24 protein-coding genes are annotated in these 26,644 nt (G+C 65.5%); 9 read left to right on the top strand and 15 right to left on the bottom strand.

Annotation, left to right across the window (positions count from 1 at the left end):
• Positions 1 to 107: 107 nt before the first annotated feature.
• From NRG74_RS00740 to NRG74_RS00730, 3 genes are all read left to right on the top strand, one after another.
• Positions 108 to 1,214 carry a major royal jelly family protein gene (locus NRG74_RS00740; RefSeq protein ID WP_257705497.1) on the top strand — a complete coding sequence of 369 codons (1,107 nt, stop codon included), beginning with the start codon at positions 108 to 110 and terminating at the stop codon, positions 1,212 to 1,214.
• Positions 1,215 to 1,290: 76 nt separating this feature from the next.
• A complete protein-coding gene (locus NRG74_RS00735) occupies positions 1,291 to 2,112 on the top strand; it encodes a M23 family metallopeptidase (protein WP_257705496.1) in 822 nt (273 codons plus the stop codon).
• 95 nt (positions 2,113 to 2,207) lie between these two features.
• Positions 2,208 to 2,414, top strand: a complete 207-nt coding sequence (locus tag NRG74_RS00730) for a hypothetical protein (RefSeq protein ID WP_257705495.1) — start codon at positions 2,208 to 2,210, stop codon at positions 2,412 to 2,414.
• 5 nt (positions 2,415 to 2,419) lie between these two features.
• On the opposite strand, the gene NRG74_RS00725 is transcribed toward NRG74_RS00730, so the two are convergent.
• Together NRG74_RS00725 and NRG74_RS00720 are read right to left on the bottom strand one after the other, a co-directional pair.
• The gene (locus NRG74_RS00725; protein ID WP_184285906.1) at positions 2,420 to 2,974 is read right to left on the bottom strand and encodes a DUF488 domain-containing protein; all 555 of its coding nucleotides are present in this window, start codon (positions 2,972 to 2,974) and stop codon (positions 2,420 to 2,422) included.
• A 6-nt stretch (positions 2,975 to 2,980) separates the two neighbouring features.
• Complete coding sequence (locus NRG74_RS00720) at positions 2,981 to 3,370, bottom strand: DUF6491 family protein (RefSeq protein ID WP_257705494.1); 390 nt, start codon at positions 3,368 to 3,370, stop codon at positions 2,981 to 2,983.
• A 112-nt stretch (positions 3,371 to 3,482) separates the two neighbouring features.
• Here NRG74_RS00720 and NRG74_RS00715 point away from each other — a divergent pair, with 112 nt between their 5' ends.
• Entirely contained in the window at positions 3,483 to 4,763 is a 1,281-nt protein-coding gene (locus tag NRG74_RS00715; RefSeq protein ID WP_257705493.1) for a mechanosensitive ion channel family protein, read from the top strand.
• 28 nt (positions 4,764 to 4,791) lie between these two features.
• Positions 4,792 to 5,460, top strand: a complete 669-nt coding sequence (locus tag NRG74_RS00710) for a glutathione S-transferase family protein (protein WP_257705492.1) — start codon at positions 4,792 to 4,794, stop codon at positions 5,458 to 5,460.
• A gap of 693 nt (positions 5,461 to 6,153) precedes the next feature.
• Here NRG74_RS00710 and NRG74_RS00705 read toward each other — a convergent pair.
• Positions 6,154 to 6,585 carry a DUF4174 domain-containing protein gene (locus tag NRG74_RS00705; RefSeq protein WP_257705491.1) on the bottom strand — a complete coding sequence of 144 codons (432 nt, stop codon included), beginning with the start codon at positions 6,583 to 6,585 and terminating at the stop codon, positions 6,154 to 6,156.
• Between the two features lie 363 nt (positions 6,586 to 6,948).
• On the opposite strand from NRG74_RS00705, the gene leuA reads away from it, so the two are divergent.
• From leuA to NRG74_RS00690, 3 genes are all read left to right on the top strand, one after another.
• Positions 6,949 to 8,619 (top strand): 2-isopropylmalate synthase, encoded by a 1,671-nt coding sequence (leuA, locus tag NRG74_RS00700; RefSeq protein WP_093254421.1) that lies wholly within the window; start codon positions 6,949 to 6,951, stop codon positions 8,617 to 8,619.
• Between the two features lie 140 nt (positions 8,620 to 8,759).
• Positions 8,760 to 12,071 (top strand): EAL domain-containing protein, encoded by a 3,312-nt coding sequence (locus NRG74_RS00695; RefSeq protein WP_257705490.1) that lies wholly within the window; start codon positions 8,760 to 8,762, stop codon positions 12,069 to 12,071.
• Positions 12,072 to 12,124: 53 nt separating this feature from the next.
• Positions 12,125 to 13,075, top strand: coding sequence for an aldo/keto reductase (locus NRG74_RS00690; protein ID WP_257705489.1), 951 nt, complete (start codon positions 12,125 to 12,127; stop codon positions 13,073 to 13,075).
• 203 nt (positions 13,076 to 13,278) lie between these two features.
• On the opposite strand, the gene NRG74_RS00685 is transcribed toward NRG74_RS00690, so the two are convergent.
• Positions 13,279 to 13,740 (bottom strand): Lrp/AsnC family transcriptional regulator, encoded by a 462-nt coding sequence (locus NRG74_RS00685; protein ID WP_017639738.1) that lies wholly within the window; start codon positions 13,738 to 13,740, stop codon positions 13,279 to 13,281.
• A gap of 131 nt (positions 13,741 to 13,871) precedes the next feature.
• Here NRG74_RS00685 and NRG74_RS00680 point away from each other — a divergent pair, with 131 nt between their 5' ends.
• Entirely contained in the window at positions 13,872 to 15,020 is a 1,149-nt protein-coding gene (locus NRG74_RS00680) for an aminotransferase class V-fold PLP-dependent enzyme (protein WP_257705488.1), read from the top strand.
• Here NRG74_RS00680 and NRG74_RS00675 read toward each other — a convergent pair whose 3' ends face one another.
• The 11 genes from NRG74_RS00675 to ndk form a co-directional block, all read right to left on the bottom strand.
• Positions 15,021 to 15,812 carry an amidohydrolase gene (locus NRG74_RS00675; protein WP_257705487.1) on the bottom strand — a complete coding sequence of 264 codons (792 nt, stop codon included), beginning with the start codon at positions 15,810 to 15,812 and terminating at the stop codon, positions 15,021 to 15,023.
• The gene (locus NRG74_RS00670) at positions 15,800 to 16,948 is read right to left on the bottom strand and encodes a pyridoxal phosphate-dependent aminotransferase (protein ID WP_173149546.1); all 1,149 of its coding nucleotides are present in this window, start codon (positions 16,946 to 16,948) and stop codon (positions 15,800 to 15,802) included. The genes NRG74_RS00675 and NRG74_RS00670 overlap by 13 nt, the downstream gene beginning before the upstream one ends.
• Before the next feature lie 393 nt (positions 16,949 to 17,341).
• A complete protein-coding gene (gene der, locus NRG74_RS00665) occupies positions 17,342 to 18,829 on the bottom strand; it encodes a ribosome biogenesis GTPase Der (protein WP_093256019.1) in 1,488 nt (495 codons plus the stop codon).
• A 78-nt stretch (positions 18,830 to 18,907) separates the two neighbouring features.
• Complete coding sequence (bamB, locus tag NRG74_RS00660; RefSeq protein WP_184285868.1) at positions 18,908 to 20,050, bottom strand: outer membrane protein assembly factor BamB; 1,143 nt, start codon at positions 20,048 to 20,050, stop codon at positions 18,908 to 18,910.
• Positions 20,050 to 20,691, bottom strand: a complete 642-nt coding sequence (locus NRG74_RS00655; RefSeq protein ID WP_064309412.1) for a tetratricopeptide repeat protein — start codon at positions 20,689 to 20,691, stop codon at positions 20,050 to 20,052. The genes bamB and NRG74_RS00655 overlap by 1 nt, the downstream gene beginning before the upstream one ends.
• Positions 20,692 to 20,702: 11 nt before the next feature.
• Positions 20,703 to 22,010, bottom strand: coding sequence for a histidine--tRNA ligase (gene hisS / locus NRG74_RS00650; protein ID WP_257705486.1), 1,308 nt, complete (start codon positions 22,008 to 22,010; stop codon positions 20,703 to 20,705).
• Positions 22,011 to 22,034: 24 nt separating this feature from the next.
• Positions 22,035 to 23,147: a flavodoxin-dependent (E)-4-hydroxy-3-methylbut-2-enyl-diphosphate synthase gene (gene ispG / locus NRG74_RS00645; protein WP_017639746.1), complete on the bottom strand. Its 1,113-nt coding sequence runs from the start codon at positions 23,145 to 23,147 to the stop codon at positions 22,035 to 22,037.
• Between the two features lie 27 nt (positions 23,148 to 23,174).
• Entirely contained in the window at positions 23,175 to 24,158 is a 984-nt protein-coding gene (locus NRG74_RS00640) for a RodZ domain-containing protein (RefSeq protein ID WP_257705485.1), read from the bottom strand.
• Complete coding sequence (gene pilW, locus NRG74_RS00635) at positions 24,155 to 24,925, bottom strand: type IV pilus biogenesis/stability protein PilW (protein ID WP_257705484.1); 771 nt, start codon at positions 24,923 to 24,925, stop codon at positions 24,155 to 24,157. The genes NRG74_RS00640 and pilW overlap by 4 nt, the downstream gene beginning before the upstream one ends.
• A 10-nt stretch (positions 24,926 to 24,935) precedes the next feature.
• A complete protein-coding gene (gene rlmN, locus NRG74_RS00630) occupies positions 24,936 to 26,075 on the bottom strand; it encodes a 23S rRNA (adenine(2503)-C(2))-methyltransferase RlmN (RefSeq protein WP_017639749.1) in 1,140 nt (379 codons plus the stop codon).
• A gap of 93 nt (positions 26,076 to 26,168) precedes the next feature.
• On the bottom strand, positions 26,169 to 26,600 hold the full coding sequence (ndk, locus tag NRG74_RS00625; protein ID WP_007162425.1) for a nucleoside-diphosphate kinase: 432 nt from the start codon (positions 26,598 to 26,600) through the stop codon (positions 26,169 to 26,171).
• Positions 26,601 to 26,644 lie beyond the last annotated feature (44 nt).

Here is a 26,644-nt window from a genome sequence, read left to right as displayed (position 1 = left end):
GGCTGGCCAACGGCCAGCCGGTCGTCGGTCCCGGCGACTTTCTCCACGGCCAAGGCAGTCGTACCTGTAGCACCGGACCGTCCGGTCACCCCTACAAGGACCCTGCCATGCCCAGACCCGCCCTCTCCCGCCTCGCCCTGGCCACCCTGCTGACCGCCCTGCCTCTGGCCCCCGTCGCCCTGGCCGCCGACTCCAGCGCCAAGCTGGAAAAGGTCGCCAGCTTCGACCATCAGGTCACTGGCGTAACCGTCAGCGAGAACGGTCGGATCTTCGTCAACTTCCCGCGCTGGACCGAGGACAGCGAAGTCTCGGTCGCCGAACTCAAGCCCGATGGCAGCCTGATGCCCTATCCGGACCTGGCCTGGAATGGCTGGCGCAACACCAAGCGCGACGAGCTGACCCCGGGCAATCACTGGGTCTGCGTGCAATCCGTGGTGGCCGACGGCCGTGGCAGTCTCTGGGTGATCGATCCGGGCGCTCCCGCCCAGGCCCTGGTGGTGCCCGGCGCACCCAAGCTGGTCAAGATCGACCTGGCCAGCAACCAGGTGAGCAAGGTCTATGCGCTGGACGAGAGCGTGGCGCCCCAGGGCAGCTATCTCAACGACATGAGATTCAGCCCGGACGGTCGCCATGCCTACATCACCGACTCCGGCGCCCGCGGCGCCCTGGTGGTGCTGGACCTGGAGAGCGGCAAGGCCCGCCGCGCCCTGGATGGCGACCCCAGCACCCAGGCCGAGAAGGGCGTCAAGGTCAAGGCCGATGGCGAGCCGCTGATGCGCCCCGATGGCCGCGGCGTGGAATTCTCCGCCGACGGCATCGCCCTCTCGCCGGCCGGCGACTACCTCTACTGGCAGGCGGTCAAGGGCAACACCCTCTATCGCATCGCCACCGCCAGCCTGCAGAGTGACGACCTCGCCAGCCTGCCGGCCAAGGTGGAAAAGGTCGGCGAGAACGGTCCGGCCGATGGCCTGCTGATGGATCCGCAAGGGCGCCTCTATGTCAGCGCCGTGGAAGAGCATGCGGTGAAGATCCGAGAGAACGGCCAGCTCACCACCTTGGTACAGGACAAGAAATTGATCTGGCCGGACACCTTTGGTCGCGGTCCGGATGGCACCGTCTATGTCACGGACTCGCGCATCCCCAAGATGAATTTCTTCGATCCCAAGCAGAAGCCGGCGCTGGAAACCGTGCTCTACAAGATCATCCCCAACTGACGAACAGAGCCGCAGGTGCCTTGCCCTGCGGCCCTCGCCTGCTCCAGCATGGGCGTTTTCGCCGTTGGAAAACCCCATGTCCCGCCTGCTGCCGCTGCTCTGCTGCCTGTTCCTCGCACTGCCCGCTCACGCCGGCACCTATCTGCAACGTCTGCTGGACAAGCCGGTGCCGGGCGGTGTCGCCGTGGTCCCCATCCCCGGTGACGCCGCGCCGCGGGTGCGCTACCAGGGCAAGCCGGTGCTGGTGGTCAAGGATGGCAATGGCTGGGTGGCCATCGTCGGTATCCCCTTGGGCACGGCCACAGGCCGCCAGCCATTGGAGGTCGCCGGCGCCGCGCCCCAGGCCTTCACGGTTGGCAGCCGCCACTACGCCGAGCAGCGCATCACCCTGAAGAACCAGCGCCAGGTCACGCCCAATCCCGAGGATTTGAAGCGTTTCGAGCGCGAACTGGCCGAGCAGCAGGCCGCCTACCGAATGTTCTCTCCCAACCAGCCCAGCAATCTGCTGCTGGACAAACCCGTGGACGGCCCGCTCTCTAGCCCCTTCGGTCTGCGCCGCTTCTTCAACGGCCAGGAGCGCAATCCGCATTCGGGGCTGGACTTCGCGGTACCCGCCGGCACCCCGGTCAAGGCCCCGGCCGCCGGCAAGGTGGTGCTGGTGGGCGACTACTTCTTCAACGGCAAGACGGTGTTCGTCGACCACGGCCAGGGGCTGATCAGCATGTTCTGCCACCTGTCCCGCGTCGACGTCCAGGTCGGCCAGGAGATGCCCCGCGGTGGCGTGGTCGGTCGCGTCGGCAGCACTGGGCGCGCCACCGGTCCGCACCTGCACTGGAACGTCAGCCTCAACGACGTGCGGGTCGACCCGAGCATCTTCATCGGGGCCTTCAAGCCCTGATCGACAATAAACAATTGGTTGCAGTCAGGGGCATTGCCAGGCGTCCGGCGCTGGCTTAAAAGAGACGCCCTCCTCTGCCCAGACCTGGAACCGCCATGACCCCAAGACCCCGCTTCGGCAGCGCCCTCGGCAGCATTCTGCTGGTCGCCGCCGCCTGCTACCTGCTCGTGGGCTTCTCCCAGGGCTTCGTGCTGTCGGCCTGGTCCTGGCGCACCTGGGTGGTCTACGCCGTGCTGATCAGCGTCTATCCCATTGGCCTCTACGCCGGCTGGTGGAAGAAGCGCGAGCCGGTGGAGCGCTAGGCGGGCTACCGCCAACCGTGGCGGGCATAGGCCCGTTTCAACCGCTCCTCGCGCGAGCTGAACAGATCGCCATCCGCCAGGCCGCTCGCGGCCAGTAGCCGATCTTCCAGCTCGGTCTGGCTTTCGAGCCGACCGTCCGGGTGGATATGCGTCACCGCCAGGCCCCGCTGCACCAGACAGGGCGCCACCAGCAGACCACGATGACAGGTCAGGGGATCGCGCTCGGCGCACAGCAGGGCAATCCGCCAGCGTGCCTGGCCTTGTTCCAGGCGCAGCAGTCCCTGCTGAAACAGCGCGCTGGCGGCCAGGCGGTCATAACGTACCTGCCCATCCTCGTAGTGCGCCGGATCCGGGCTGCGCGCACCCAGCTCCCGGCCCAGGAACACATAGGCGATCCCGGCCGCGGCCAGCCCCTCGCGCAAGGCCTCCCGGCGATACTGGGGCACATGGCGGCTATAGGGTTGCGAGCGCACATCGGCCACCGCCGTCACCCCCTGCGCCTGCAGCAGTTCGACATAGCGCGCCAGCGGATGATTGGAATGCCCGAGAGTCAGGATCATGGCCGCTCAACGCCGGGAGTCGAGGCGATACAGCCCGCCGATGGGGCACTCCATCCGACTGCCCCGGGCATCGGTGGAGACCAGGAAGTCGCCCGGACGCAGGCCGGCGGCCCGCGAGCGATAGCCCAGCCGATTGCCGGCGGCCAGGTTGCGGCAGGGCACGGCGAAGTCCACAAGATAGGCATGACCCAGCCCGGTCCCCAGCGCCAGATGGCGGGTGTCCAGGTAGTGCCAGCCGGAGAGATCGAAGCCCAGGATGGTGTCCACGGCAGCGCCCTGCCGATAGCCCAGATCGGCCAGGCGATCGTCCAGGGTCGGTGGAGCGAAGGGGCGCCCGACGCACCCGGCGAGCAGCAGTGTCGCGGCGACGGTAAGAACAGCAGCTAAGGGACGCATGGATATCTTCCTGAAAGGGCTGAACCTAGGACCGACCGCAGATGACGAATACGGCAAGCAGGGCGCAGCTTTGCTAACGTGGCGTCCGTAGTATCCCGTCAAGAGACCCCCTATGCCCACGGCCCTGACCCGACTGATCGACGACCTCGAAAAACACCCTCAACTGCTCACCCTGGTCGCCTGCCTCGGCCTGTTGCTGGCGGCCTGGGTTCTCAACTGGATCGTCAAGCGCATCCTGGTGCGCGGCTTCTATCGCCTGCTGCGCAGCACCTCCTTCGGCCAGGATCACGAACTCAATCACCACAGGGTCATCGGCCGGCTGGCCAACATCGTCCCGGCCCTGGTGCTCTCGATCGGCATCGAGCTGGTGCCGGGTCGCCCCGATGCCCTGGTCACCGTGGTGCAGAACGTCTGCAGCGCCTTCATCGTGCTGACCATCGCCCTGGCCCTGGGCAGCGCCCTGAACATGGTCAACGTGCTCTATTCGCGGCGCCCTTCGGCGCGGCTCAAGCCGATCAAGGGCTACCTCCAGGTCAGCAAGATCGTCATCTACGCCATCGCGGTCATCCTGATGATCGCCACCCTGATCGACCGCTCGCCGCTGATCCTGCTCTCCGGCCTCGGCGCCATGGCCGCGGTGCTGCTGTTGATCTTCCAGGACACCCTGCTCTCCCTGGTGGCCAGCGTGCAGATCTCCAGCAACGACATCATCCGCGTCGGCGACTGGATCGAAATGCCCCAGCTCAACGCCGATGGCGACGTCATCGACATCGCCCTGCACACGGTCAAGGTGCAGAACTTCGACAAGACCATCACCACCATCCCCACCAAGAGATTCATCACCGATTCCTTCCGCAACTACCGCGGCATGCAGGAGGCCGGCGGTCGGCGCATCAAGCGGGCACTCAACATCGACCAGAACAGCGTGCACTTCCTCAGCGACGCCGAACGCGAGCACCTGCACCGTTTCAACCTGCTGGACGACTACCTCACCGCCAAGGAACAGGAACTGGCGGACTGGAATCGCAAGCTGGAAAAGCGCGGCCAGGAACCGGTCAACACCCGCCGGGTCACCAACCTGGGCACCTTTCGCGCCTATGTCGAACGCTATCTGCGCGCCCATCCCGGGGTCCACCAGGGCATGACCCTGCTGGTACGCCAGATGCCGCTCTCCAGCGAGGGTCTGCCGGTGGAGATCTACTGCTTCACCAACACCACGGTGTGGGCGCAATATGAGGGTATCCAGGGGGACATCTTCGATCACCTGCTCTCCATCCTCCCGGAATTCGGCCTCCATGTATTCCAGCACCCGAGCGGACGTGACTTCCGCGGACGCCTGGAACCACGCGAGGCCATGACCTCCCTGGGCGAACCGGGCACCCCGGCGCCCTGATCCCCCGCCCCCGGCCTAAGGAAAGACCATGATCGTCGTCCACCACCTGAACAACTCCCGCTCCCAGCGGGTGCTCTGGCTGCTCGAAGAACTCGGCATCGAGTATCGGGTACAGCGCTACGAACGCGCCGCTGGCGGGCTGTTCGCGCCGCCGGAATTGCGCAAGGTGCATCCCCTGGGCAAGTCGCCGATAATCGTCGACGGCGACCTGACCCTGGCCGAATCCGGCGCCATCGTCGACTACCTGGCACGGCGCTACGGGCCGCAACTGCTGCCGGCCCAGGACAGTCCCGAGTTCGTGCGCTACACCTACTGGCTGCACTACGCCGAAGGCTCGGCCATGACCCCGCTGCTGCTCAAACTGGTGTTCGACCGCATCGCCACCTCGCCCATGCCCTTCTTCGCGAGACCCATCGCCAAGGGCATCGCCGCCAAGGCCACGGCCAGCTTCATCCAGCCGCAACTGGACCTGCACCTGGATTACCTGGAAAGCCAGCTGGGGGCCAGCGGCTGGTTCGTCGGCGACAGCTTCACCGCCGCCGACATCCAGCTCAGCTTCCCCCTGGAAGCCGCCGCTGCCCGCGCCGGCCTCGACAACGGCAAGCGCCCCAGGCTGGTGGACTTCCTCAAGCGCATCCACGCCCGCCCGGCCTACCAGCGCGCACTGGAACAGGGCGGCCCCTACGTCTACGCCTGAGACTCGAACGCCGATACCGGCACCCCGTAGGTTGGGCTGAGGCAGCTCCATCGCCGAAGCCCAACCTACGGGGTGCCTTGGGTGTTGGGCTTCGCTGACGCTCAACCCAACCTACGCCGCATCCGGCTGCGTCGATAGGTCCCCTCTCCCCAAGGGAGAGGGCTGGGGTGAGGGAAGCCCCACCCCCATAGTGTGAAAAACCGCCAGCGTTTTCCACTGACGGCCCGGTACCTTTACTACGTCTACGCCGAGACTCTGACGCTGCTGCCCGCACCCCGCAGGTTGGGTTGAGGCGGCTCCATCGCCGAAGCCCAACAGGCGCAGAGTGCCATGGGTGTTGGGCTTCGCTGACGCTCAACCCAACCTACGCCGTATCCGGCTGCCTCGATAGGCCCCCTCTCCCCCCGGGAGAGGGCTGGGGTGAGGGAAGCCCTAATCCCCAATAGTGTGGAAAACCGCACCAGCGCTCTCCACTGACGGCCCGGTACCTTTTACTACGTCTACGCCGAGACTCTGACGCCGATGCCCGCACCTGTAGGTTGGGCTGAGGCGGCTCCATCGCCGAAGCCCAACAGGCGCAGGGTGCCATGGGTGTTGGGCTTCGCTGACGCTCAACCCAACCTACGCTGCATCCGGCTGCCTCGACAGGCCCCCTCTCCCCCTGGGCGAGGGTTGGGGTGAGGGTCCCCTCCCTTACCGCCGCATCGGCATCCGGTCGACCGTGCCGAACAAGGCCTTGAGCGACCACCCCTGCTCTTCGCGCACCTTGATCCCACCATCCTTACCTACCAGATAAAGCGTCGCCGGCTGCACGGCGCGGGCGTCCAGCGCCTTGAGCAGCGCCCGGGTCTGCTCCGGACGCAATGGCTGGTCGTTGCGGCTGCCGGCGCCGGCCACCACGGTATAGAGCACCATGTCCCGTTCGACGAAGGCTTCGCGATTCGCTGGCTGCGCCAGCTCCTCGCGCAGCTTCACCACCTGGGGATCGTTCGCCGTAGGCGCGACCAGGATCAGCGGTCGCGTCTTCCAGCGTTCCGCCTCCAGGGGGTTGTCGGCCGCTTGGGCCGTCGAGACCAGACCGGCGATCAGGGTGGTCGCCAGGCCTACCAGTGCGAGGGTCTTCATGGAAGCCTTCCTTCCGTTCGGTTGCCAAGAGTCGTCCAGCATTGACCTCGGTCCGGCGTCAGGGATCGCCCTTGCGATTTCGGGTTACACAAAAACCGCAAGGCCCACTGTTCATAAATCACCAATAGGGAGCCCTACATAGCAATAAATCGTCGACTATAGAATCTAGACGACCATTCCTGCCAATTTTAAAAAGAAGATTGCGAGCCCTACCCTGAGCGGACTACCGTTAGCGCCATGCACAACGCCCATACCCTCATCCTCCTCCGGCAGCACCGCTGCCTGCGACTGGTCAGTCCACGACTGCGAAGCTCGACCGCGCTCGCTTCGTAAGTCCCGACCACGCCCAAGGAAAGAATCGCCATGACCATGCTCAAAGATCCCTCGCAGAAGTACCGTCCCTTCACGCCCGTCGCCCTGCCCGACCGCACCTGGCCGGACAAGGTCATCGACAAGGCGCCGATCTGGCTGTCCACCGACCTGCGCGACGGTAACCAGTCGCTGATCGAGCCGATGGATGCCGAGAAGAAGATGGCCTTCTTCAAGTGCCTGGTCGCCGTGGGCCTGAAGGAGATAGAGGTGGGCTTCCCCTCCGCCTCCCAGACCGACTTCGACTTCGTCCGCGAGCTGATCGAGGGCGGGCACATCCCCGATGACGTCACCATCCAGGTGCTGACCCAGGCCCGCGACGACCTCATTGAGCGCACCTTCGAGTCGCTCAAGGGCGCCAAGCGCGCCATCGTCCACTACTACAACGCCTGCGCGCCGAGCTTCCGCCGCATCGTCTTCAACCAGGACCAGGCGGGCGTCAAGGCCATCGCCGTGGCCGCCGGCCAGACCATCGTGCGCCTGGCCGCCGAGCGCCCGGAGACCCAGTGGGGCTTCGAGTATTCCCCCGAGGTGTTCAGCTCCACCGAGACCGACTTCGCCGTCGAGGTGTGCAACGCGGTGATCGCGGTGTTCGCGCCGACCCCGGCCAACAAGCTGATCCTCAACCTGCCCGCCACCATCGAGTGCGCCACGCCCAACAACTACGCCGACCAGATCGAGTGGTTCGGCCGCCACATCGATCGCCGCGACAGCGTGCTGATCAGCGTCCACACCCATAACGACCGCGGCACCGGCGTCGCCGCCTCGGAGCTGGCGGTGATGGCCGGCGCCGATCGCGTCGAAGGCTGCCTGTTCGGCAACGGCGAGCGCACCGGCAACGTCTGCCTGGTGACCCTGGCGCTCAACCTCTACACCCAGGGCGTCGATCCCGAGCTGGACTTCTCCGACATCGACGCCGTGCGCAAGACCGTCGAGGAGTGCAACCAGTTGCCGGTGCACCCGCGTCATCCCTATGTCGGCGATCTGGTCCATACCGCCTTCTCCGGCTCCCACCAGGACGCCATCCGCAAGGGTTTCGCCCAGCAGAAGCCGGATGCGCTCTGGGAAGTGCCCTATCTGCCCATCGACCCGGCCGACATCGGGCGCGACTACGAGGCGGTCATCCGCGTCAACAGCCAGTCGGGCAAGGGTGGCATCGCCTTCCTGCTGGAACAGGAATACGGCATCAGCCTGCCGCGTCGCATGCAGATCGAATTCAGCCAGGTGGTGCAGCGTGAGACCGATCGCCTGGGCCTGGAGATGACCGCGGCGCAGATCCACGGTCTGCTCGAACAGGAATACCTGCAGGCCAAGAGCCCCTATGCGCTGGTCAGCCATAAGCTGCGCGAGGAAGACGGCACCTCCACCGTCGACATCAAGGTCGCTGTCGAAGGTCGTACCGAGCACTGGCACGGTACCGCCAAGGGGCCGCTGGAAGCCCTGGTCGCCAGCCTGCCCCAGGCGGTGGAGATCATGGACTACCACGAGCACTCCATCGGCGCCGGCGCCAACGCCAAGGCCGCCTCCTACATCGAGATTCGCCTAGAGGGCCAGCGCCCGCTGCATGGCATCGGCATCGACGAGAACATCACCACCGCCAGCTTCCGTGCCCTGCTCAGCGCCCTGAATCGCGCGGTCACCCAGGCCCAGGCCAAGGCTGCCTAATACTGACATTCGTCAAACTTAAGGGAATGCCCGTCGGCGTTCCCTTTTTTTATGGCGAACCAGCGGAGATACTCCCCGCTTCCTAGGGATCGTCTCGTCTGCCTGGCACCTGCCGGCCGAGCAGCTTGTCTGGATAGGCAATGACTTCCATTCTGTCGCGAAACACCAGCCTGCGGCGTGACATCGCCGCGCTGTCCCTGCTGTTCCTGATCAGTTCCGTCCTGTGCATTCTCTTCACCCGCCAGGCCTCCAGCACCGTGGCCACCCTCTGGCTGCCCAATGGGCTGGCGATCGCCTGGCTGCTGCGCTCGGCCCGGCGTCGCTGGCCGCTGCAGCTGCTGGCGATCTGGGTGGCTGGCGCCCTGGCCGAATTGCCCTTCAGTGGTGACCCGGCCATCGGAGCGCTCTATTCCCTACCCAATCTGGCGGAGATCCTGTTCGGCGCCTGGCTGCTGCATGGCCGCATCCTCCACCCCGAACGCAACATCGCGGCCATGGGGCGACTGCTGTTCTACGGGGTGCTGATGTCCCCGCTGGCGGGTACCGCCCTGGGTACCCTGATCGCCGCCCAGCAAGGCAATCCCGAGCTGCTGAGGGTGGCCATGCACTGGTACCTGGGCGACGCCCTTGGCCTGCTGGTGGTGATGCCCCTCGCCTTTCTTCGCCGCCCCTTGCAGTGGCAGCAATTCAGCCGCCAGGGTGCCCGCGAATTCCTCGCCCTGCTGCTGATCAGCCCTTTGCTGGTGCTCGGACTGCTGGCCTATGTGCCCTATCCCTTCGTCTATGTCTCCACCCTGCTGCTGCTGATCACCCTGAGGCTCACCGCCCTGGGTACCGCGGTGGTGGGCGGCCTGAACATCCTGATCTTCACCTACCTGGTAGCTCACGGCTATTTGCTTGGCGCCCCAGCCGTCTCGCTGGTGCAGGAGGCCCTGACCTACATCCCGGTGGCGCTGATGCAGATTCCACCGCTGCTGCTGGCCGCTGCCGTGGAGCAGAGCCGTCATCACAACCAGCGCCTGGCGCGCAACGAGGCACGCTTCCGTCATGCCCTGAGCACCGCGCCCTATGGCATGGCGCTGCTGTCGGTGGATGGGCGTCTGAGCCAGGTGAACGCGGCCCTGGAAGCCATGCTCGGCTATCCGCGCCACAGTCTCGACGGCCGGCTGCTCAAGGAGTTGATCGCCGATCCCGAAGAACAGCTGACGGTCCAGGAAGGTGAACAGACCCGGCGCCTGCTGCACCGTGATGGCCAGGGCTTGTGGATGCAACTGGCGCTGTCGCCCGACCACGATGACGGCGACCTGCTCAGCGGCTACCTGTTGCAGGCGCGCGACATCGATGCCCAGCGCCGTGCCGAGGCGACCAACGCCCGGCTCCGGGAGCGCCTGCAACTGGCCATTCGCGCCAGCAACGTGGGCATCTGGGAGTGGGATACCCGCAGTCCGGGCTTCAATGCCGATGCCCGCCTGCGTGACCTGTATGGCATCGCCCCCGACAATCTCAGCCGGGACATGGACTTCTGGCTCACCTTCATCCACCCGGATGACAAGGCACTCTCGCTGGAGGTGTTCGAGAAGGTCGTCAGCGCCTCGATGTCCTACACCTTCAACTTCCGCATCAATCGCGGCGGGCCTGGGGGCGAGGTGCGGCACATCCGCTCCGAGTTGATCTCGGTGGTCGAGGCCGATGGCCACGTCCGCCTGGTCGGCAGCAACAGCGACGTCACCGAGCACCATCAGCTGACCACGGCGCTCTATGAGGAAAAGGAACGGCTGCAGGTCACCCTGGCCTCCATCGCCGACGCCGTCCTGACCACCGACGTGGACGGTCGCATCCTCTTTCTCAATCCGGTCGCCGAGCAGCTCACCGGCTGGTCGCTGGCGGATGCCCAGGGGCGCCCCCACGAGGAGGTGTTCCTCATCCACGACAGCCAGAGCGATGAGGTGCTGCCCAGCCCGGTGGCCCGTTGCCTGCGCGACCAGACCATCACCTCGCTGGACGAAGGCGCCGTGCTGCTCAGCCGGCACGGTGAGCGACACGAGGTACAGGATTCCGCAGCACCGGTACGCACGGTGGATGGCCACATCATCGGCGCGGTACTGGTGTTCCAGAACGTCACCCATGCCCGCAACCTGCAGCGCGAATTGAGCTACAACGCCTCCCACGACGCCCTGACCGGACTCTTCAACCGCCTGAAGTTCGAGCAGGAGCTGGAAGCCGCCTGGCAACAGGCCCAGGCCGGCACCACCCAGCATGCGCTGTGCTTCATCGACCTGGATCGCTTCAAGGTGGTCAACGATTCCGCCGGCCATGCCGCGGGCGATCTGCTGCTGCGCGAGCTGGGCACCCTGCTGCGCGATTCCCTACGCGGCTCCGACGCCGTGGCGCGCATCGGGGGTGACGAATTCGCCCTGCTGCTGCGTGATTGCGATCTGGTGCAGGCCGAGGCCGTCGCCGAAAAGCTCATCGCCAGCATTGGCGCCGTGCGCTTCAACTGGCAAAGCCGGATCTACGACGTCGGTGCCAGCGCCGGCATCGTCGCCATCACCGCCGAGACCCGCAGTCCGGCCGAATTGATGAGCCAGGCCGATGTGGCCTGCTACACCGCCAAGCATGCCGGGCGCAATCGTGCGGCGCTCTATCGCGCTGGCAGCGAGGACGTGGAGCGCCAACACCGCGAGATTCTCATGGCCAGCGGCCTACGCGAGGCCCTGGAGCAGCACCGCTTCGAATTGCACGCCCAGACCATCGTCCCTACCCGTAGCCGCGGCAGCGCGGCACAGCATGTCGAGTTGCTGCTGCGCCTGCGCGATGTCCAGGGCCAACTGATCTCGCCGGCCACCTTCATCCCGGCCGCCGAACGCTTCGGCCTGATGAGCAGCATCGACCGCTGGGTGGTACGTCAGGTGCTGGTCGAACTGGTGCCCTGGCTGCAGGAGCGACCCGAGTTGCACGTGGGCATCAATCTCTCGGGCAACAGCCTGAGCGATCCCGACTTCCTGCCCGAATTGCTGGAGCTGATTGCCGCCTCGCCGCTGGATCCGCAGCGCCTGCTCTTCGAGTTGACCGAGACTGCGGTGATCAACAAGCTCTCGGTGGCCTCCGAACTCATCAGCCAGGTCCGCGGACGCGGCTGCCGCATCGCCCTGGACGACTTCGGCGCCGGCCTCAGCTCTTTCGCCTACCTCAAGCATTTCCGCGTCGACTACGTGAAGATCGACGGCAGCTTCATCCGCACCCTCGACCAGGATCCGCTGGATCGCGCCATCGTCGAGTCCATCAACCAGGTCGCCCACCACCTGGGCGCCGAGACCATCGCCGAATTCGTCGAATCCCAGGCTACCTTCGAGTTGCTCGGCACCATCGGCGTGGACTACGCCCAGGGCTATGCCCTCGGCAAACCCCTTCCTCTGCGCGAGTGGCCGGGGCCGTCGCGCCTCGAACCTTGAGCCCAGGCCATCGGTCGTAACCTGCATGACTTCCCCAACCCGATGAGGATCCCATGCAAACACGTACCCTTGGCCATTCAGACCTCCAGGTGCCGCCGCTCTGCTTTGGTGGCAATGTCTTCGGCTGGACGCTGGACGAGGCCCAGTCCTTTCGCATGCTGGACGCCCTGCTCGAAGCGGGTCTGAATTTCATCGACACCGCCGACGTCTATTCGCGCTGGGCACCGGGCAACAGCGGGGGCGAATCCGAGACCCTGCTGGGCAAGTGGTTGGCCCGCAGTGGCAAGCGTGATCAGGTGATCCTGGCCACCAAGCTGGGCATGGATATGGGTGAGGGCCGCAAAGGCCTCAAGGCCAGCTATGTGCAGCAGGCGGTGGAAGCCTCGCTCAAGCGTCTGCAGACCGATCGCATCGATCTCTATCAGGCGCATTGTGATGACGAGGACACGCCGCTGGAGGAAACCCTGGGCGCCTTCGCCCGGCTGGTGGAACAGGGCAAGGTGCGGGTGATCGGCGCCTCCAACTACGGTGGCCAGCGCCTGCGCGAAGCGGCCCAGGTCGCCGAACGCCTGGGCGTGCCGGCGTACCAGAGCCTGCAGCCTCACTACAACCTGCATGCCCGTCAGGATTACGAGACCGACCTGGAACCGGTGGTCGAGGAACTCGGCCTGGGCGTGATCAGCTACTTCTCCCTGGCCAGCGGCTTCCTGACCGGCAAGTACCGCACCAAGGACGATCTCCAGGGTTCACGCGCGGACATGGTCAAGGGCTACCTGGACGAACGCGGCATGGCCATCCTGGCCGGCCTCGACGAGATCGCCGAAAAGCACGACGCCACCCCGGCCCAGGTCGCCCTCGCCTGGCTGATCGCCCGCCCCAGCATCACCGCCCCCATCGCCAGCGCTACCTCCCAGGCCCAGCTCGACGACCTGGTGGCCGCCACCCGGCTGCAGCTACCGGCCGACGACATCACCCTGCTGAATCAGGTCAGCGCCTATCGCTGAGACTTGGCGCCACCCAACCCACTTCATCGCGGTCATGACGGGCCGCCGTAGGTTGGGCTGAGCGTAGCGAAGCCCAACAGGCCTTGCCTCGAGGCGCCGCCAGTGTTGGGTAGCGATCATAGGATTTAATCGCGGCCATGGGCCGCTCCTACACGCTCCGGTTTAGCCGTAGGAGCGGCCCATGGCCGCGATAGACCGCCCCCTCAACGCACATAATCCAGCGGCAAGGCCGTGCTGTACTTGATCTGCTCCATGGCGAAGCTGGAGCTGACGTCCAGCAACCCCGGTACCTGGATCAGCCGTTTGTACACACCATCATAGGCGGCGATGTCCGGCACCACGATGCGCATCAGGTAATCCGTGTCGCCGGCCATGCGATAGAGCTCCACCACCTCCGGAATGGCCGCCACCGCCGCGTGGAAGCGCTGCAGCCAGTCCATGGCGTGCTGGTTGGTGCGCACCGAGACGAACACCGTCACCCCCACGTTGAGCTGGCGGGGATCGAGCAGCGCCACCCGAGCGCGGATGACCCCCTGCTCCTCCAGCTTCTGGATGCGCCGCCAACAAGCGGTGGTGCCCAAACCGATGCGCTCGGCGATATCAGCTACCGACCGGGTGCTGTCCTGCTGGAGGATGTCGAGAATGGCGCGATCGAAGCGATCCATGAAATGCTTTTCCCCTAAAAGGCTTTACAGAGGAATTCTATTCGCATAGACCCCACAGTTAGCGATCGAAAAGCAAATTCCTTTCGAGATGAAGACGCTAGTCTATTCTCATCTGATCGCTCGAGGCCGCCATGGACGCTTATCCCCTGTATTTCGATTACGCCGCCACCACCCCTGTCGACGATGTCGTCATCGAGGCCATGCTGGGTTGCCTGGGGCGCCAGGGCGTCTTCGGCAATCCCGCCTCTCGCGGCCATGCCTTCGGCAACGACGCCCAGCGCGCCGTGGATAGCGCTCGCCAGCAAGTGGCCGACCTGGTCGGCGCCCGGCCCGAGCAACTGATCTGGACCTCCGGTGCCACCGAGTCCAACAACCTCGCGCTGCTCGGCGTGGCTCGCCGTCGCGGACGTGGGCATCTGATCACCAGCTGCCTGGAACACCGGGCGGTGCTCGATACCGCGGCCCAGCTGGAAGCCGAAGGCTTCGCCGTCACCTACCTGGCGCCGGACGCGGCAGGTCTCATCACCCCCGATGCCGTCGCCGAAGCCTGGCAGGAGGACACCTGCCTGGTCTCGCTGATGCTGGTGAACAACGAGCTGGGCACCCTGACCGACATCGACGCCATCGGCCGGCTGGTCCGCGCCCGTGGCGCCCTCTTCCACGTGGACGCCGCCCAGGCCACCGGCAAGGTCGCCATCGACCTAACCGGCCTGGATGTCGATCTGATGTCCTTTTCCGCGCACAAGACCTATGGGCCCAAGGGCATCGGCGCCCTCTACGTCGGCCCGCGGGCGGAGGGTGCCCTGCAGGCGCAGATCCACGGCGGCGGCCATGAGCGCGGGCTGCGCTCGGGGACCCTGGCCACTCACCAGATCGTGGGCATGGGGACCGCCTTCGCCCTCGCCGGCCAGGCCATGACGCGGGAGAACGAGCGTCTCGGCCAGTTGCGCGAGCGGTTCCTGGTCGGCGTCCAGAACCTGCTTGGCATGCAGTTGAACGGCTGCGCCCGGCAGCGCATTCCCCATACCCTGAACCTGACCTTCGCCACGCCACTGGACACCGTGGCGCTGCAGCGTCAGCTGGCCTTCTCGACGACCTCGGCCTGCAGTTCGGCCAAGGCGGCGCCCTCCCATGTGCTCCTGGGCCTGGGCCTATCTGCCGAACAGGCCGCGCGCAGCTACAGATTCAGCCTGGGTCGCTACACCACCGCGGCGGACGTTGACCAGGCCGTCGCCTTGATCCACCAGCATGCCGTCCAGCCCACGCCCTTCTGGGCCTGATCAGTCCAGGCGGAAGGCGTCGGCATCGCGCTGCGCCGGAAAGCGCTCGCGATAGGCCGTGAGGGCTGCGGCCGACAGCGTCGTGTGGAAGATGCCGGCCGCCGCGCCGGCCTCGACCAGGGGCTCACCCTGGAAGTCCAGCACCTGGCTGTCACCAGCGTAGGGATGACCGTTGCCGTCGCTGCCAACACGATTCACCGCTGCGACATAGCAGAGATTCTCGATGGCCCGCGCCGGCAGCAGGCGATTCCAGTGGCCGCGGCGCGGTGCCGGCCAGTTGGCGACATAGAGCAGCAGATCGGTGTCGTCCTGGGCGCGACTCCAGACCGGGAATCTCAGGTCATAGCAGATCAGCGGGCGGATTCGCCAACCCTTGAGCGTCACCACCAGGCGCTGCTCGCCAGGCGCGTAATGCTCGTGCTCGCCGGCCATGCGAAACAGATGACGCTTGTCGTAGTGCAGCAACTCGCCTTCGGGCGTCGCCCACAGCAGCCGGTTGCGATGCTGTCCAGCTTCGTCCTGCACGATCAGGCTGCCCGTCACCACGGCGCCGACACGTCGGGCCTGTTCTCGTAGCCAGACGGCGGTCGGCCCATCGGCGGGTTCGGCGAGGACCACCGATTCCATGGAAAAGCCGGTGGTGAACATCTCCGGCAGGATGACCAGGTCGGTCTCGCCCACGGCTGTCAGCAGACGCTCGAAATGGGCGCGATTGGCGGCCGGGTCATGCCAGGCCAGTTCGCTCTGCAGCAGCGCCAGGCGCAGGTCTGCGGTAGGAGTCAGATCGCGCATAGCCGCTCCGCTGCCTGACGCAGGGTGTCTTCGCGCTTGGCGAAGCAGAAGCGCACCAGGCGCAGGTCAGCGGGCGGCGTCTGGTAGAACACCGACAGCGGAATGGCGGCGACGCCATGCTCGCGAGTCAGCCATTCGGCCATGGCCACGTCGTCCAGATCCGGGCGGATGGCGGAATAGTCCACCACCTGGAAATAGGTGCCGGCGGCGCGCTGGAAGGTGAAGCGCGAGTTACCCAGGAGATCGCAGAAGAGATCGCGCTTGGCCTGGTAGAAGGCCGGCAGCTCGCTGAGGTGCTCGGGATGGGCGGCCATGAAGTCGGCCAGGGCGGCCTGGATCGGCGTCACTCCGCAGAAGCTCACGTACTGGTGCACCTTGCGCAACTCGGCCGACAGCGCCGGCGGCGCTACCACATAGCCGGTCTTCCAGCCGGTGACGTGATAGGTCTTGCCGAAGGAGCTGACCACGAAGGCGCGGGCATAGAGTTCGTCGTGGGCGATGACGCTGGCATGGCGCTCGCCGTCGTAGACCAGGTGCTCATAGACCTCGTCGCTGACCAGATAGAGATCGCGCCCGCGGATCAGTGCGGCCAGGCGATCCAACTCGGCGGCGCTGACCAGAGCGCCACTGGGGTTGTGCGGGGTATTGAGCACGATGGCGCGGGTACGCGGACTCAGGGCCGCTTCCAGCGCCGTCCAGTCGATACCGAAGCTCGGCAGCGCCAGGGGCACATGCACGCAGCGCCCGCCGGCCAGTTGCACCGAGGGTTCGTAGCTGTCGTAGCAGGGGTCGAAGACGATCACCTCGTCGCCTGGTCGTACCAGCGTCTGCAGGGCGCAGAACAGGCCCTGGGTGGCCCCGGGCACGATGGTGACCTCGGCCTCGGCATCCACCTCGCGGCCATAGAAGGCGGCAACCTTGGCCGCTACCTGCTGGCGCAGCGTCGGCAATCCGGTCATGGGTGCGTACTGGTTGTGGCCCGCCGCGACATGGCGACCGACCGCCGCGAGCAACTCGGCGGGGCCGTCGAAGTCGGGAAAGCCCTGGGACAGATTCAGCGCACCGGTCTGGGCGGCGAGCTGGGACATGCGGGTAAAGATGGTGACGGCGAGGTCGGGAAGCTTGCTCTGGATCATCGCGCGGGCACGGGTCTGGCTGGAAGGAGATCGGCAGACTGCGATTTTTTGCGCGAGAGGGCAAGTAGTGCTATGCCGATCAGCCAGCCAGCGGTCTCGGCATAGCCTGGGTACAAGGCTTGATCCAAACATCCCCTCTCCCAAAAGGAGAGGGGATGTTTCGTCCACCCGGACGCATCAATGCACCGCCGCTGCCGCGAAGAGGAACCACCGTAGCGTGGAAAACGGCGCAGTCTTTTCCACTGGAACAAACGTCGTACGGGATGCCCGCACCCCAACCCTATCCCAAAGGGAGAGGGGGAAGTTCGGTGCGCGAGTAGCCTCCTCGCCCCAATCCTCTAACAAAGAAAAAGGGGGCTATTAGCCCCCTTCCCTTCACAACGCCCGACCGGCTTACCGCCGCTTGTCCTTGCGCTTCTTCTCGGCCTTCTTGTGGTGGCTCATCAGCCGGCGCTTCTTGTTGACCTGGCGCTCGGTGAGGGTGTTCTTCTTGCCCTCGAAGGGATTCTCGCCACCGCGGTATTCGATGCGGATCGGCGTACCCACCAGCTTGAGTACCCGGCGATAGGTCTTTTCCAGGTAGCGAGTATAGGACTTGGGCACCGCTTCCGTCTGGTTGCCGTGGATGACGATCAGCGGCGGGTTGGCGCCGCCCAGGTGGGCATAGCGCAGCTTGATGCGCCGGCCGCTGACCATCGGCGGCTGGTGCTCCTGCACCGCATCCTCGAGGATCTGGGTCAGGCGGCTGGTGGGCCAGCGGGTGGTGGCCGAGGCGAAGGACTGCTGCACCGACTTGTACAGATGGCCCACGCCGGTGCCATGCAGCGCCGAGATGAAGTGAATGTCGGCGAAGTCGACGAACAGCAGGCGGCGTTCCAGTTCGGTCTTGACGTAGTCGCGCTCGCCGGACTCCATGCCGTCCCACTTGTTCAGGGCGATCACCAGGGCACGCCCGGTCTCCAGCACGAAGCCGAGCAGGTTGAGGTCGTGCTCGACCACGCCTTCGCGGGCGTCCATGACGAAGATCACCACGTTGGCGTCCTGGATCGCCTGCAGCGTCTTGACCACCGAGAACTTCTCGACCGCCTCGAAGACCTTGCCGCGGCGGCGCACGCCGGCGGTGTCGATCAGGGTGTAGCGTTCTTCGTTGCGCTCGAAGGGAATGTAGATGCTGTCGCGGGTGGTACCGGCCTGGTCATAGACGATCACCCGCTCTTCGCCGAGCATGCGATTGACCAGGGTCGACTTGCCGACGTTGGGCCGACCGATCACGGCGATCTTGATGCCGGTGGTCTCGTCGATGCCCTGCACGCGACGGAAGACGTCGCCCCCCTCCTCCGCGGCAGCGCGCACCTGCTCCTCGGTGAGCTCCTCGACCTCGACCTCATCCTTGGGAAAGACGCCCAGGGCGTCTTCCAGCAGGTTGTTCACGCCGCGCCCGTGGGCCGCGGCGATAGGATAGGCGTCGCCGATGGCCAACGGGCTGAATTCCGCCCGGGCGATATCCGGGTCGACGGTATCGACCTTGTTGGCCACCAGGAAGGTGCGCTTGTTTCGCTTCCGCAGGTGCTCGGCGATCATCTGATCGGCGACGGTCATGCCGTCGCGGGAGTCCACCAGGAACAGCACCGCATCGGATTCCTCGATGGCCTGCAGCGACTGCTCGGCCATCTTCAGGTCGATGCCTTCCTCGTCACCGGAAATACCGCCGGTGTCGACCACGATGTAGGTGCGCCCCTGCCACTTGGCTTCGCCGTACTTGCGATCGCGGGTCAGGCCGGCGAAGTCGGCGACGATGGCGTCCCGGGTCTTGGTCAGGCGGTTGAAAAGCGTGGATTTGCCGACGTTCGGCCGCCCCACCAGGGCAATTACGGGAACCATGCGGCTCTCCCAGAGCAGAAAACACGATGGCCGCTACCGAACTTCACGGTAGCGGCCATCGGTTGAGGATAAAGGGTTCTAGCGCAGACGATAGGCGACGAGTTTACCGCCATTGCCGTAAACGTAGAGCATGTCGCCGACGACCAGTGGTCGTACCCGGACGCCGTCACCGTCGACCTTGGTCCGACCGACGAAACGACCGTCGACCTGGCTCAGCAGATGGATGTAGCCGGCGTAGTCGCCCACCACCACGTTGCTCGACCAGACCACCGGACCGGTGAGCTGGCGACGGGCCAGATCGGCATTGGTCCAGAGGGCGGAGGTGGAGGATTCCTCGACCGCTTCCACGGTGCCGTTGTCCAGGCTCAGGTAGACGTTGCCGAAACCTTCGGCCACGCCGTCGTAGCTGGAGGCGTCACGCTGCCAGAGGATCTGGCCGTTGGCCGGATTGAGCGCGACCACGCGGCCGTTGTAGCTGACCACATAGAGGGTGTCGCCGGACAGCGACAGGCCGCCGTCCACGTCGACGATCCGCTCCAGTTCGGAACGACCCTTGGGCACGGCGATCTGCTGTTCCCACAGCGGCAGGCCGCGCTGCACGTCCAGGGCGACCACCTTGCCGCTGGCGAAACCGGCCATGACCACCTGGTTGGTGACCAGGGGCGCACCGGTGCCTCTCAGACTCAACACCGGCTGGGTGTCTTCGTAGATCCAGCGACGGGTACCACTGCCCAGCTCGAAGGCCTGCAGCTTGTCGTCCTGGGACTGCACCACCACCACGTCGTTGTTGACCACCGGGGCGGACAGCACTTCGCTGGACGCCTGGGCGCGCCACTTCTCGTCGCCACTGGCACTGTCGAGGGCGATCACCTGGCCACGCAGGGTGCCGACCAGCACCAGGCCGGAGCCCACGCCGACGCCGCCGGACACCGGCAGGTCCAGGTCCTTCTTCCACAGCACCTGGCCGGTCTCGCGATTCATCGCCATGACCCGGCCGTCGGCATCAGCGGCAAAGATCGTCTGGCCGTCGACGGCCGGTACCAGGCGGTTGTATTCCTTGCCCTGGCCGTCGCCCACCGAGCGACTCCAGACTTCATCCAGGCGAACTTCAGCCTTGATGTCCTTCAGCTCGGCCGGCGGCAATTCCTTCTTGCCGGTGCTGCTGCACCCGACGACCGCAAGGGCGAGACCCAGTACCGCGATAGACTTCCAGCGCAACATCAGGCGTCTCCTTTGGCGAGATCATCGAGTTTCATCTGCAGCACGCCTTCGGCTGCGTCGTTGGGCAGCGCGGCGCGGGCTTTTTCATAGGCGGCGCGAGCCTCGGCCGGCTTCTTCAGCGCCACCAGCAGGTCACCACGCAATTCTTCGCGATTGGCGACATAGGCCTTGGGCGCCTCGCCATCCAGTAGCTTGAGGCCCTCTTCGGCCTTGCCCTGGGCCGCCAGCACCCGGGCCAGGCGCTGACGCGCCAGCTCGCCGAGTTCGGCGTCATGGGGCTTGTCCACCACGGCCTTGAGTTCGGCGGCGGCGTCGTCCAGGCGATTGTTCTCTACCGCCACCTTGGCAACGAAGAGGCTCCCGTACTGGGCGTAGGCGGTACCGGAATAATCCTGCTTGAGCTTGCCGTAGGTATCGGTCACCCGGGCGGTGTCGACCTTGCCACCGGGCGCCAGGGCGGCTTCCACCAGTTGCTGATAGAGCACCGAGGCGCCCTGCGCCTGGTTGTTCTGATAACGCTGCCAACCCTGCCAGCCAAGTACCGCCACCAGGGCGATGACGCCACCGGCCACCAGCGGCTTGCCGTTACGCTGCCACCAGGCCTTGGCGACCACCAGATTGTCGTCGTCGATGGAACTCAAATCCGTTCTCCTCAATTCCCGCGACCGGAACCGGCCGGGGGCAAAATCTCGTCCAGACGGGCGGCCAGGGCCGCGAAATCGACCTTTTCCTGGGGCGCATCTCCACGCAGCGGCTTGAGCGCCACCTGTTGCGCGGCCAGTTCGTCTTCACCCAGGATCATGGCCCAGAGCGCGCCGCTCTTGTCGGCCTTCTTGAACTGGCTCTTGAAGCTGCCGGCACCGGCATTGACCAGCAGACGCAGGTCGGGACGGGCATCGCGCAACTGCTCGGCCAGCTTGAGGCCGGCCAGTTCGGCCGCCTCGCCAAAGGCGCAGAGATAGAGATCGGCGGGACGCTGCAGATCGCCCGGCAGGCACGCCAGGGTTTCCAGCAGCAGCACCAGGCGCTCGACGCCCATGGCGAAGCCGACGCCCGGGGTGGGCTTGCCGCCGAACTGGGTGATCAGGCCGTCGTAGCGGCCACCGGCGCAGACGGTGCCCTGGGCACCCAGCTTATCGGTGACCCACTCGAAGACGGTACGACCGTAGTAGTCCAGGCCACGCACCAGCTTGGGATTGATCTGGTAGCGAATGCCGGCGGCGTCCAGACGGGCCTTGAGGCCGTCGAAGTGGGCGCGGGATTCGTCGTCCAGATAGTCGGCCAGGGTCGGGGCGTCCTGCAGCAGCGCCTGGGTCTGGGCGTTCTTGCTGTCGAGGATGCGCAGCGGATTGGTGGTCAGCCGACGCTGGCTGTCTTCGTCGAGTTGCTCGAAGCGTTCCTGCAGATAGGCTACCAGGGCCTCGCGATAGCGGGCGCGATCGGCGCTGGAACCCAGGCTGTTGAGCTGCAGGGTCACGGCGTCGGTCAGGCCCAGGCGCTGCCAGAGACGTGCAGTGAGCACGATCAGTTCGGCATCGATGTCCGGACCGGGCAGGTTGAACACCTCGACGCCGATCTGGTGGAACTGGCGATAGCGACCCTTCTGCGGCTTCTCGTAACGGAACATAGGCCCGGCGTACCAGAGCCTCTGCACCTGGCCACCGCCGGTCATGCCATGTTCGAGCACGGCCCGCACGCAACCCGCGGTGCCTTCCGGCCTCAGGGTCAGGGACTCCTCGTTGCGGTCGAGGAAGGTGTACATCTCCTTGTCCACCACGTCGGTGCCCTCGCCGATGCCGCGGGCGAAGAGTTCGGTGAACTCCATGATGGGCAGACGGATCTCGTGGTAGCCATAGCCGTCGAGCAGCGTCGCGAAGGTACGTTCCAGGTAGCGCCAGGCCGGAGTCTGCTCCGGCAGGATATCGTTCATGCCACGGATGGCTTGCAGGGACTTGCTCACGAAAGGGCCTTATTCCTTGATCTTTCAGCTGCGCGCGATGAGCGCGGCATCCGCTTCGGCCTTTTCGGCCGCCTTGCGGCGGATGAGCCCTTCCAGCTCGTCCACCAGATTGTCGTTGTTCAGCTTGGAGGCCGGCTTGCCATCGATGTACACCAGATTGTTGGGCGTACCCCCGGTCAGGCCGACGTGGGCTTCCTTGGCTTCGCCGGGACCGTTGACCACGCAACCGATCACCGCGACGTCCAGGGGCACCAGCAGGTCCTCCAGGCGCCCTTCCAGTTCGTTCATGGTCTTGACCACATCGAAGTTCTGCCGCGAGCAACTCGGGCAGGCGATGAAGTTGATGCCACGCGAACGCAGGCGCAGGGACTTGAGGATGTCGAAACCGACCTTGATCTCCTCGACCGGATCGGCCGCGAGCGAGATGCGGATGGTGTCGCCGATGCCTTCGGCAAGCAGCATGCCCAGGCCCACGGCGGACTTCACCGTGCCCGAGCGCAGGCCGCCGGCTTCGGTGATGCCCAGGTGCAGCGGCTGCTCGATGCGGGTGGCCAGCTGACGGTAGGCCGCCACGGCCATGAAGACGTCACTGGCCTTCACGCTGACCTTGAAGTCCGGGTAGTCCAGCTTCTCCAGATGGTCGACATGGCGCATGGCCGACTCCACCAGGGCCTCCGGGGTGGGCTCGCCATACTTCTTCTGCAGGTCCTTTTCCAGCGAACCGGCGTTGACGCCGATGCGGATCGGGATGCCGCGCTCGCGGGCCGCGTCGACCACCGCCTTGACCCGGTCTTCGCGACCGATGTTGCCAGGGTTGATGCGCAGGCAGTCCACGCCCAGCTCGGCCACGCGCAGGGCGATCTTGTAATCGAAGTGAATGTCGGCCACCAGCGGCAGGCTGACCCGCTGCTTGATGCGGCCGAAGGCTTCGGCGGCGTCCATATCGGGCACGGAGATGCGCACGATGTCGGCACCAGCGTCTTGCAGGCGCTGAACCTGGGCCACGGTAGCGTCGACGTCGCAGGTTTCGGTGTTGGTCATGCTCTGCACGGCGATGGGAGCATCGCCGCCGACCGGCACCGAGCCGACCCAGATCTTGCGGGACAACCGACGTTTGATGGGCGATTCGCTATGCATGCTGGTTTCCCATGGGGTCGCCGGACGTCATTGTCCGGCCTGACCGAGTTTGATGCGGGCGGTCTCGCCCTTGGTGTAAGGCGCGAGGTCGACGACCTGGCCGTTGTAGGTGATCTGGGCACCGCGAGCGAAGCCGAGACGGATGTTGACCGGCGCCTTGATCGAGGCGTAGTCGAGGCTCTCGCCGCCCTTTTTCACGCCGCTGAAAAGGATCTTGCCGGTACCGTCGCTGACCTGCGTCCAGCAGTTGGCGGTGAAGCGGATGTTGAGGCTGTCGCTGCCGGCGACGGGCGCTGCGGCAGGCGCGGTGGCCGGGGCGGCAGGCGCCGTTGCAGCCGGCGCCGGAGGGGTGGACGTGCTCGAACCGCTGGCCGGGGCCGGAGTCGGGGTGGGCGCGGCGGTCGGGGTGGTCATGGCGGCCACGGCATTGGCATCCGGCGTCGGCGTGCCTACCGGAGACGGCAGGGTGACGGCGGGCTGCTGAGCAGTGACTGGGGTCTGTTCTTCCGGCTCGTCGATGGGATGGATCTCGGTCTTGCCGTCGGCACCCTCGACCTCGACATGCTCCATGCTCACGGCGCTGCTGCTGGAAGTCTGACGACTGCGCTCCTGCCACCAGAACAGACCCATGGCGATGATCAGCACCACCAGGACGAAACTGACGAATCTGAGGACATTGCGCGACAGCCGCACCGGCTCGTCGAGGCGGCCCAGGCTGTGCACGGTGCTGCCCTTGGCATCGGTGCCGGTGTAGCTGTCGAAGGTACGCACCAGTTCGACCTGGTCCAGGCCCAGCAGCTTGCCATAGGCCTTGGTGTAGCCACGGGCGAAGGTGTGCCCCGGCATCTGCAGATAGTTGCCGGACTCGAGCTGCTCGATGATGCGCTCGCTGAGATTGAGATTCTGGGCGACCTGCGCCTGGCTCCAGCCAAGCGCCAGTCGCTTCTGACGCAAGATCTCACCGGGATTGCCCCGTCCGGCGTGTACCGCTTCGGATTGCACTGCGGTCATTTCTGCTCCGACTGAAGTTGACGATATTCAGGTGAGTTCGGGTAGAGGCGCTTCAGCTGCAGGGCATAGCTCGCGGCGGTGTTGCGATCGTTGAACACCTCGGCGAGGCGGATCCCGAGCAACAGGCTGCGGGCATCCTGGGGGCTGAGCTGGCTGAAGGCCTGGTAATAGCTGCGAGACGGCACGTAGTCGCGCGTCTGATAGGCCAATTGAGCCAATTCGAACAGGGCCCTGGGCTGATTGCGATCCAGCCGCAGGGATTTTTCCAGATTTTCCTTGCCCAAGTCGACCTGATTGAGTCGCAAGGCCGTCAGGCCGAGATTCTCGAACACCCGCGCGCGCTCGGGGTAGAGGCTGTCTTCGGCGGCCTGGGTGAAGCGTTCGTAGGCATCCTTGTAGCGCCCCTGCTCATAGAGGAAGCTGCCATAGTTGTTGAGGATGCGGGCATCGCGGGGCCGCTCGCGCAGGGCCAGGCGATACTCCTGATCGGCCAGTTCGGTCTCGCCCTGGGCCTGGAACACCAGCCCGAGGGCGGCATGGGCGTCGGCGCTGGAGGAATCCAGTTCCAAGGCCTTCTTCAACGGCACCTTGGCTTGTTCGGTGTTGCCCTGCTGGATATAGCCGAGGCCAAGCTGGATGTAGGCATCACGGGCCTGCATCCGTCCCTGGCGGGTATCCATGGGGTTGCGGTCACCCTCGGTCACGCAGCCGGCCAGGCTACCGACCACCAGGGCGAGCGCGACAGCCGCAAAGCGCGTGATCGCCATGATCGCGCCCTCAGCCCTGGAGCGGCGTCACGGTTTCGGCACCGTCGAGCTGGCGAACGGCGATGTAACGCTGGCTGCGGCGGGTACGGTCCATGACCTGCCCCACCAGCTGGCCGCAGGCGGCATCGATGTCGTCACCGCGGGTGGTCCGCACCGTGACATTGAAACCGGCCTGCACCAGCAGCTCCTGGAACCGGCGGGTGGCGTTCTTGCTCGGCCGCTCGTAGCCGGAGTGCGGGAAGGGATTGAAAGGGATCAGGTTGATCTTGCAGGGCACGTTGCGCAGCAGCTCGATCAGCTGCAGGGCGTGCTCGGGCAGGTCGTTGACGTCCTTGAGCAGGGTGTACTCGATGGTCAGGACGCGCTTCTCGCCCAGTTGCCGGATGTATCTCTGGCAGGCATCGAGCAGCATGGCCAAGGGATACTTGCGGTTGATCGGGACCAGCTCGTTGCGCAACTCGTCGTTGGGTGCATGCAGCGACAACGCCAGGGAGACGTCGATGTGCTTGGCCAGCTCTTCGATCATCGGCACCACGCCCGAGGTGGACAGAGTGACCTTGCGCTTGGAGATGCCGTAGCCCAGGTCGTCCATCATGATGCGCATGGCGGCGACGACGTTGTCGAAGTTCAGCAGCGGTTCGCCCATGCCCATCATCACCACGTTGGTGATGGCGCGGTCGATCTTGGCCGGTACGCTGCCAAAGGACTTGTTGGCGATCCACACCTGACCGATCACTTCGGCGGCGGTGAGGTTGCTGTTGAAGCCCTGCTTGCCGGTGGAGCAGAAGCTGCAGTCCAAGGCGCAACCGGCCTGGGACGACACGCACAGGGTGCCACGGCCGTTCTGCGGAATGTAGACGGTCTCGACGCAGCTGCCGGAGGCGACGCGGATCACCCACTTGCGGGTGCCGTCGCGGGAGATGTCCTCGCTGACGATCTCGGGGCCACGGATCTCCGCGGCGGCCTTGAGCTTTTCCTTGAGCGCCTTGCCCAGGTTGCTCATGGCGTCGAAATCATCGATGCCGAAGTGATGGATCCACTTCATGACCTGGCCGGCGCGAAAGCGCTTCTCCCCGATGGACTCGAAGAACGACTCGAGTTGCGGCTGGGTCAGGCCCAGCAGATTGACCTTATCGGTGGCTGTGGTCATGGGATCACCTCGACGAAATCTGTTTGAAGCCCGCGCAGGACGCGGGCGATGCCAGGAAGGCGGGCTGGCCGCTTCCCTGGCCGGCGCTCATCCTTAGCGGATGCGCTCGCAGACTTCGGTGGCTGCGAAGAAGTAGGAGATCTCGCGCGCGGCGGACGCTTCGGAATCCGAACCATGGACGGCGTTTTCGTCGATGGAGACAGCGAAGTCGGCACGGATGGTACCGGCGTCGGCTTTCTTGGGATCGGTGGCGCCCATCAGCTCACGGTTCTTGGCGATGGCGTTGTCGCCTTCCAGCACCTGGACCACGACCGGACCGGAGGTCATGAAGGAGACCAGATCCTTGAAGAAGGGACGCTCTTTGTGTTCGGCGTAGAAGCCACCGGCTTCGCGCTCGGACAGCTGGACCATCTTGGCAGCGACGACGCGCAGGCCAGCCTTCTCGAAGCGGGTGACGATCTCACCGACGACATTCTTGGATACGGCATCGGGCTTGATGATCGACAGGGTACGTTGAACAGACATGTGAACTCCGAATGTGAGAATAGAGCAAAAACGAAACCCGCGGA

Source organism: Pseudomonas oryzihabitans, from assembly GCF_024652905.1.
In the GTDB taxonomy this organism is placed as follows: Bacteria; Pseudomonadota; Gammaproteobacteria; order Pseudomonadales; family Pseudomonadaceae; genus Chryseomonas; species Chryseomonas benzopyrenica.
The sequence above is the reverse complement of the archived record's forward strand: the minus strand, read 5'-3'. Positions and strand labels throughout refer to the sequence as shown.

Excerpts from the sequence above, each read along its gene's own strand:
- rlmN (WP_017639749.1), bottom strand. The coding sequence starts at position 26,075 with ATGACCACAGCCACCGATAAGGTCAATCTGCTGGGCCTGACCCAGCCG.
- leuA (WP_093254421.1), top strand. The coding sequence starts at position 6,949 with ATGACCATGCTCAAAGATCCCTCGCAGAAGTACCGTCCCTTCACGCCC.
- NRG74_RS00685 (WP_017639738.1), bottom strand. The coding sequence starts at position 13,740 with ATGGATCGCTTCGATCGCGCCATTCTCGACATCCTCCAGCAGGACAGC.
- der (WP_093256019.1), bottom strand. The coding sequence starts at position 18,829 with ATGGTTCCCGTAATTGCCCTGGTGGGGCGGCCGAACGTCGGCAAATCC.
- NRG74_RS00735 (WP_257705496.1), top strand. The coding sequence starts at position 1,291 with ATGTCCCGCCTGCTGCCGCTGCTCTGCTGCCTGTTCCTCGCACTGCCC.
- NRG74_RS00740 (WP_257705497.1), top strand. The coding sequence starts at position 108 with ATGCCCAGACCCGCCCTCTCCCGCCTCGCCCTGGCCACCCTGCTGACC.
- NRG74_RS00720 (WP_257705494.1), bottom strand. The coding sequence starts at position 3,370 with ATGCGTCCCTTAGCTGCTGTTCTTACCGTCGCCGCGACACTGCTGCTC.
- ndk (WP_007162425.1), bottom strand. The coding sequence starts at position 26,600 with ATGTCTGTTCAACGTACCCTGTCGATCATCAAGCCCGATGCCGTATCC.
- NRG74_RS00730 (WP_257705495.1), top strand. The coding sequence starts at position 2,208 with ATGACCCCAAGACCCCGCTTCGGCAGCGCCCTCGGCAGCATTCTGCTG.
- ispG (WP_017639746.1), bottom strand. The coding sequence starts at position 23,147 with ATGCATAGCGAATCGCCCATCAAACGTCGGTTGTCCCGCAAGATCTGG.
- pilW (WP_257705484.1), bottom strand. The coding sequence starts at position 24,925 with ATGGCGATCACGCGCTTTGCGGCTGTCGCGCTCGCCCTGGTGGTCGGT.
- NRG74_RS00670 (WP_173149546.1), bottom strand. The coding sequence starts at position 16,948 with ATGATCCAGAGCAAGCTTCCCGACCTCGCCGTCACCATCTTTACCCGC.
- NRG74_RS00680 (WP_257705488.1), top strand. The coding sequence starts at position 13,872 with ATGGACGCTTATCCCCTGTATTTCGATTACGCCGCCACCACCCCTGTC.
- NRG74_RS00695 (WP_257705490.1), top strand. The coding sequence starts at position 8,760 with ATGACTTCCATTCTGTCGCGAAACACCAGCCTGCGGCGTGACATCGCC.
- NRG74_RS00690 (WP_257705489.1), top strand. The coding sequence starts at position 12,125 with ATGCAAACACGTACCCTTGGCCATTCAGACCTCCAGGTGCCGCCGCTC.
- bamB (WP_184285868.1), bottom strand. The coding sequence starts at position 20,050 with ATGTTGCGCTGGAAGTCTATCGCGGTACTGGGTCTCGCCCTTGCGGTC.
- NRG74_RS00640 (WP_257705485.1), bottom strand. The coding sequence starts at position 24,158 with ATGACCGCAGTGCAATCCGAAGCGGTACACGCCGGACGGGGCAATCCC.
- NRG74_RS00675 (WP_257705487.1), bottom strand. The coding sequence starts at position 15,812 with ATGCGCGATCTGACTCCTACCGCAGACCTGCGCCTGGCGCTGCTGCAG.
- NRG74_RS00710 (WP_257705492.1), top strand. The coding sequence starts at position 4,792 with ATGATCGTCGTCCACCACCTGAACAACTCCCGCTCCCAGCGGGTGCTC.
- NRG74_RS00715 (WP_257705493.1), top strand. The coding sequence starts at position 3,483 with ATGCCCACGGCCCTGACCCGACTGATCGACGACCTCGAAAAACACCCT.
- NRG74_RS00705 (WP_257705491.1), bottom strand. The coding sequence starts at position 6,585 with ATGAAGACCCTCGCACTGGTAGGCCTGGCGACCACCCTGATCGCCGGT.
- NRG74_RS00725 (WP_184285906.1), bottom strand. The coding sequence starts at position 2,974 with ATGATCCTGACTCTCGGGCATTCCAATCATCCGCTGGCGCGCTATGTC.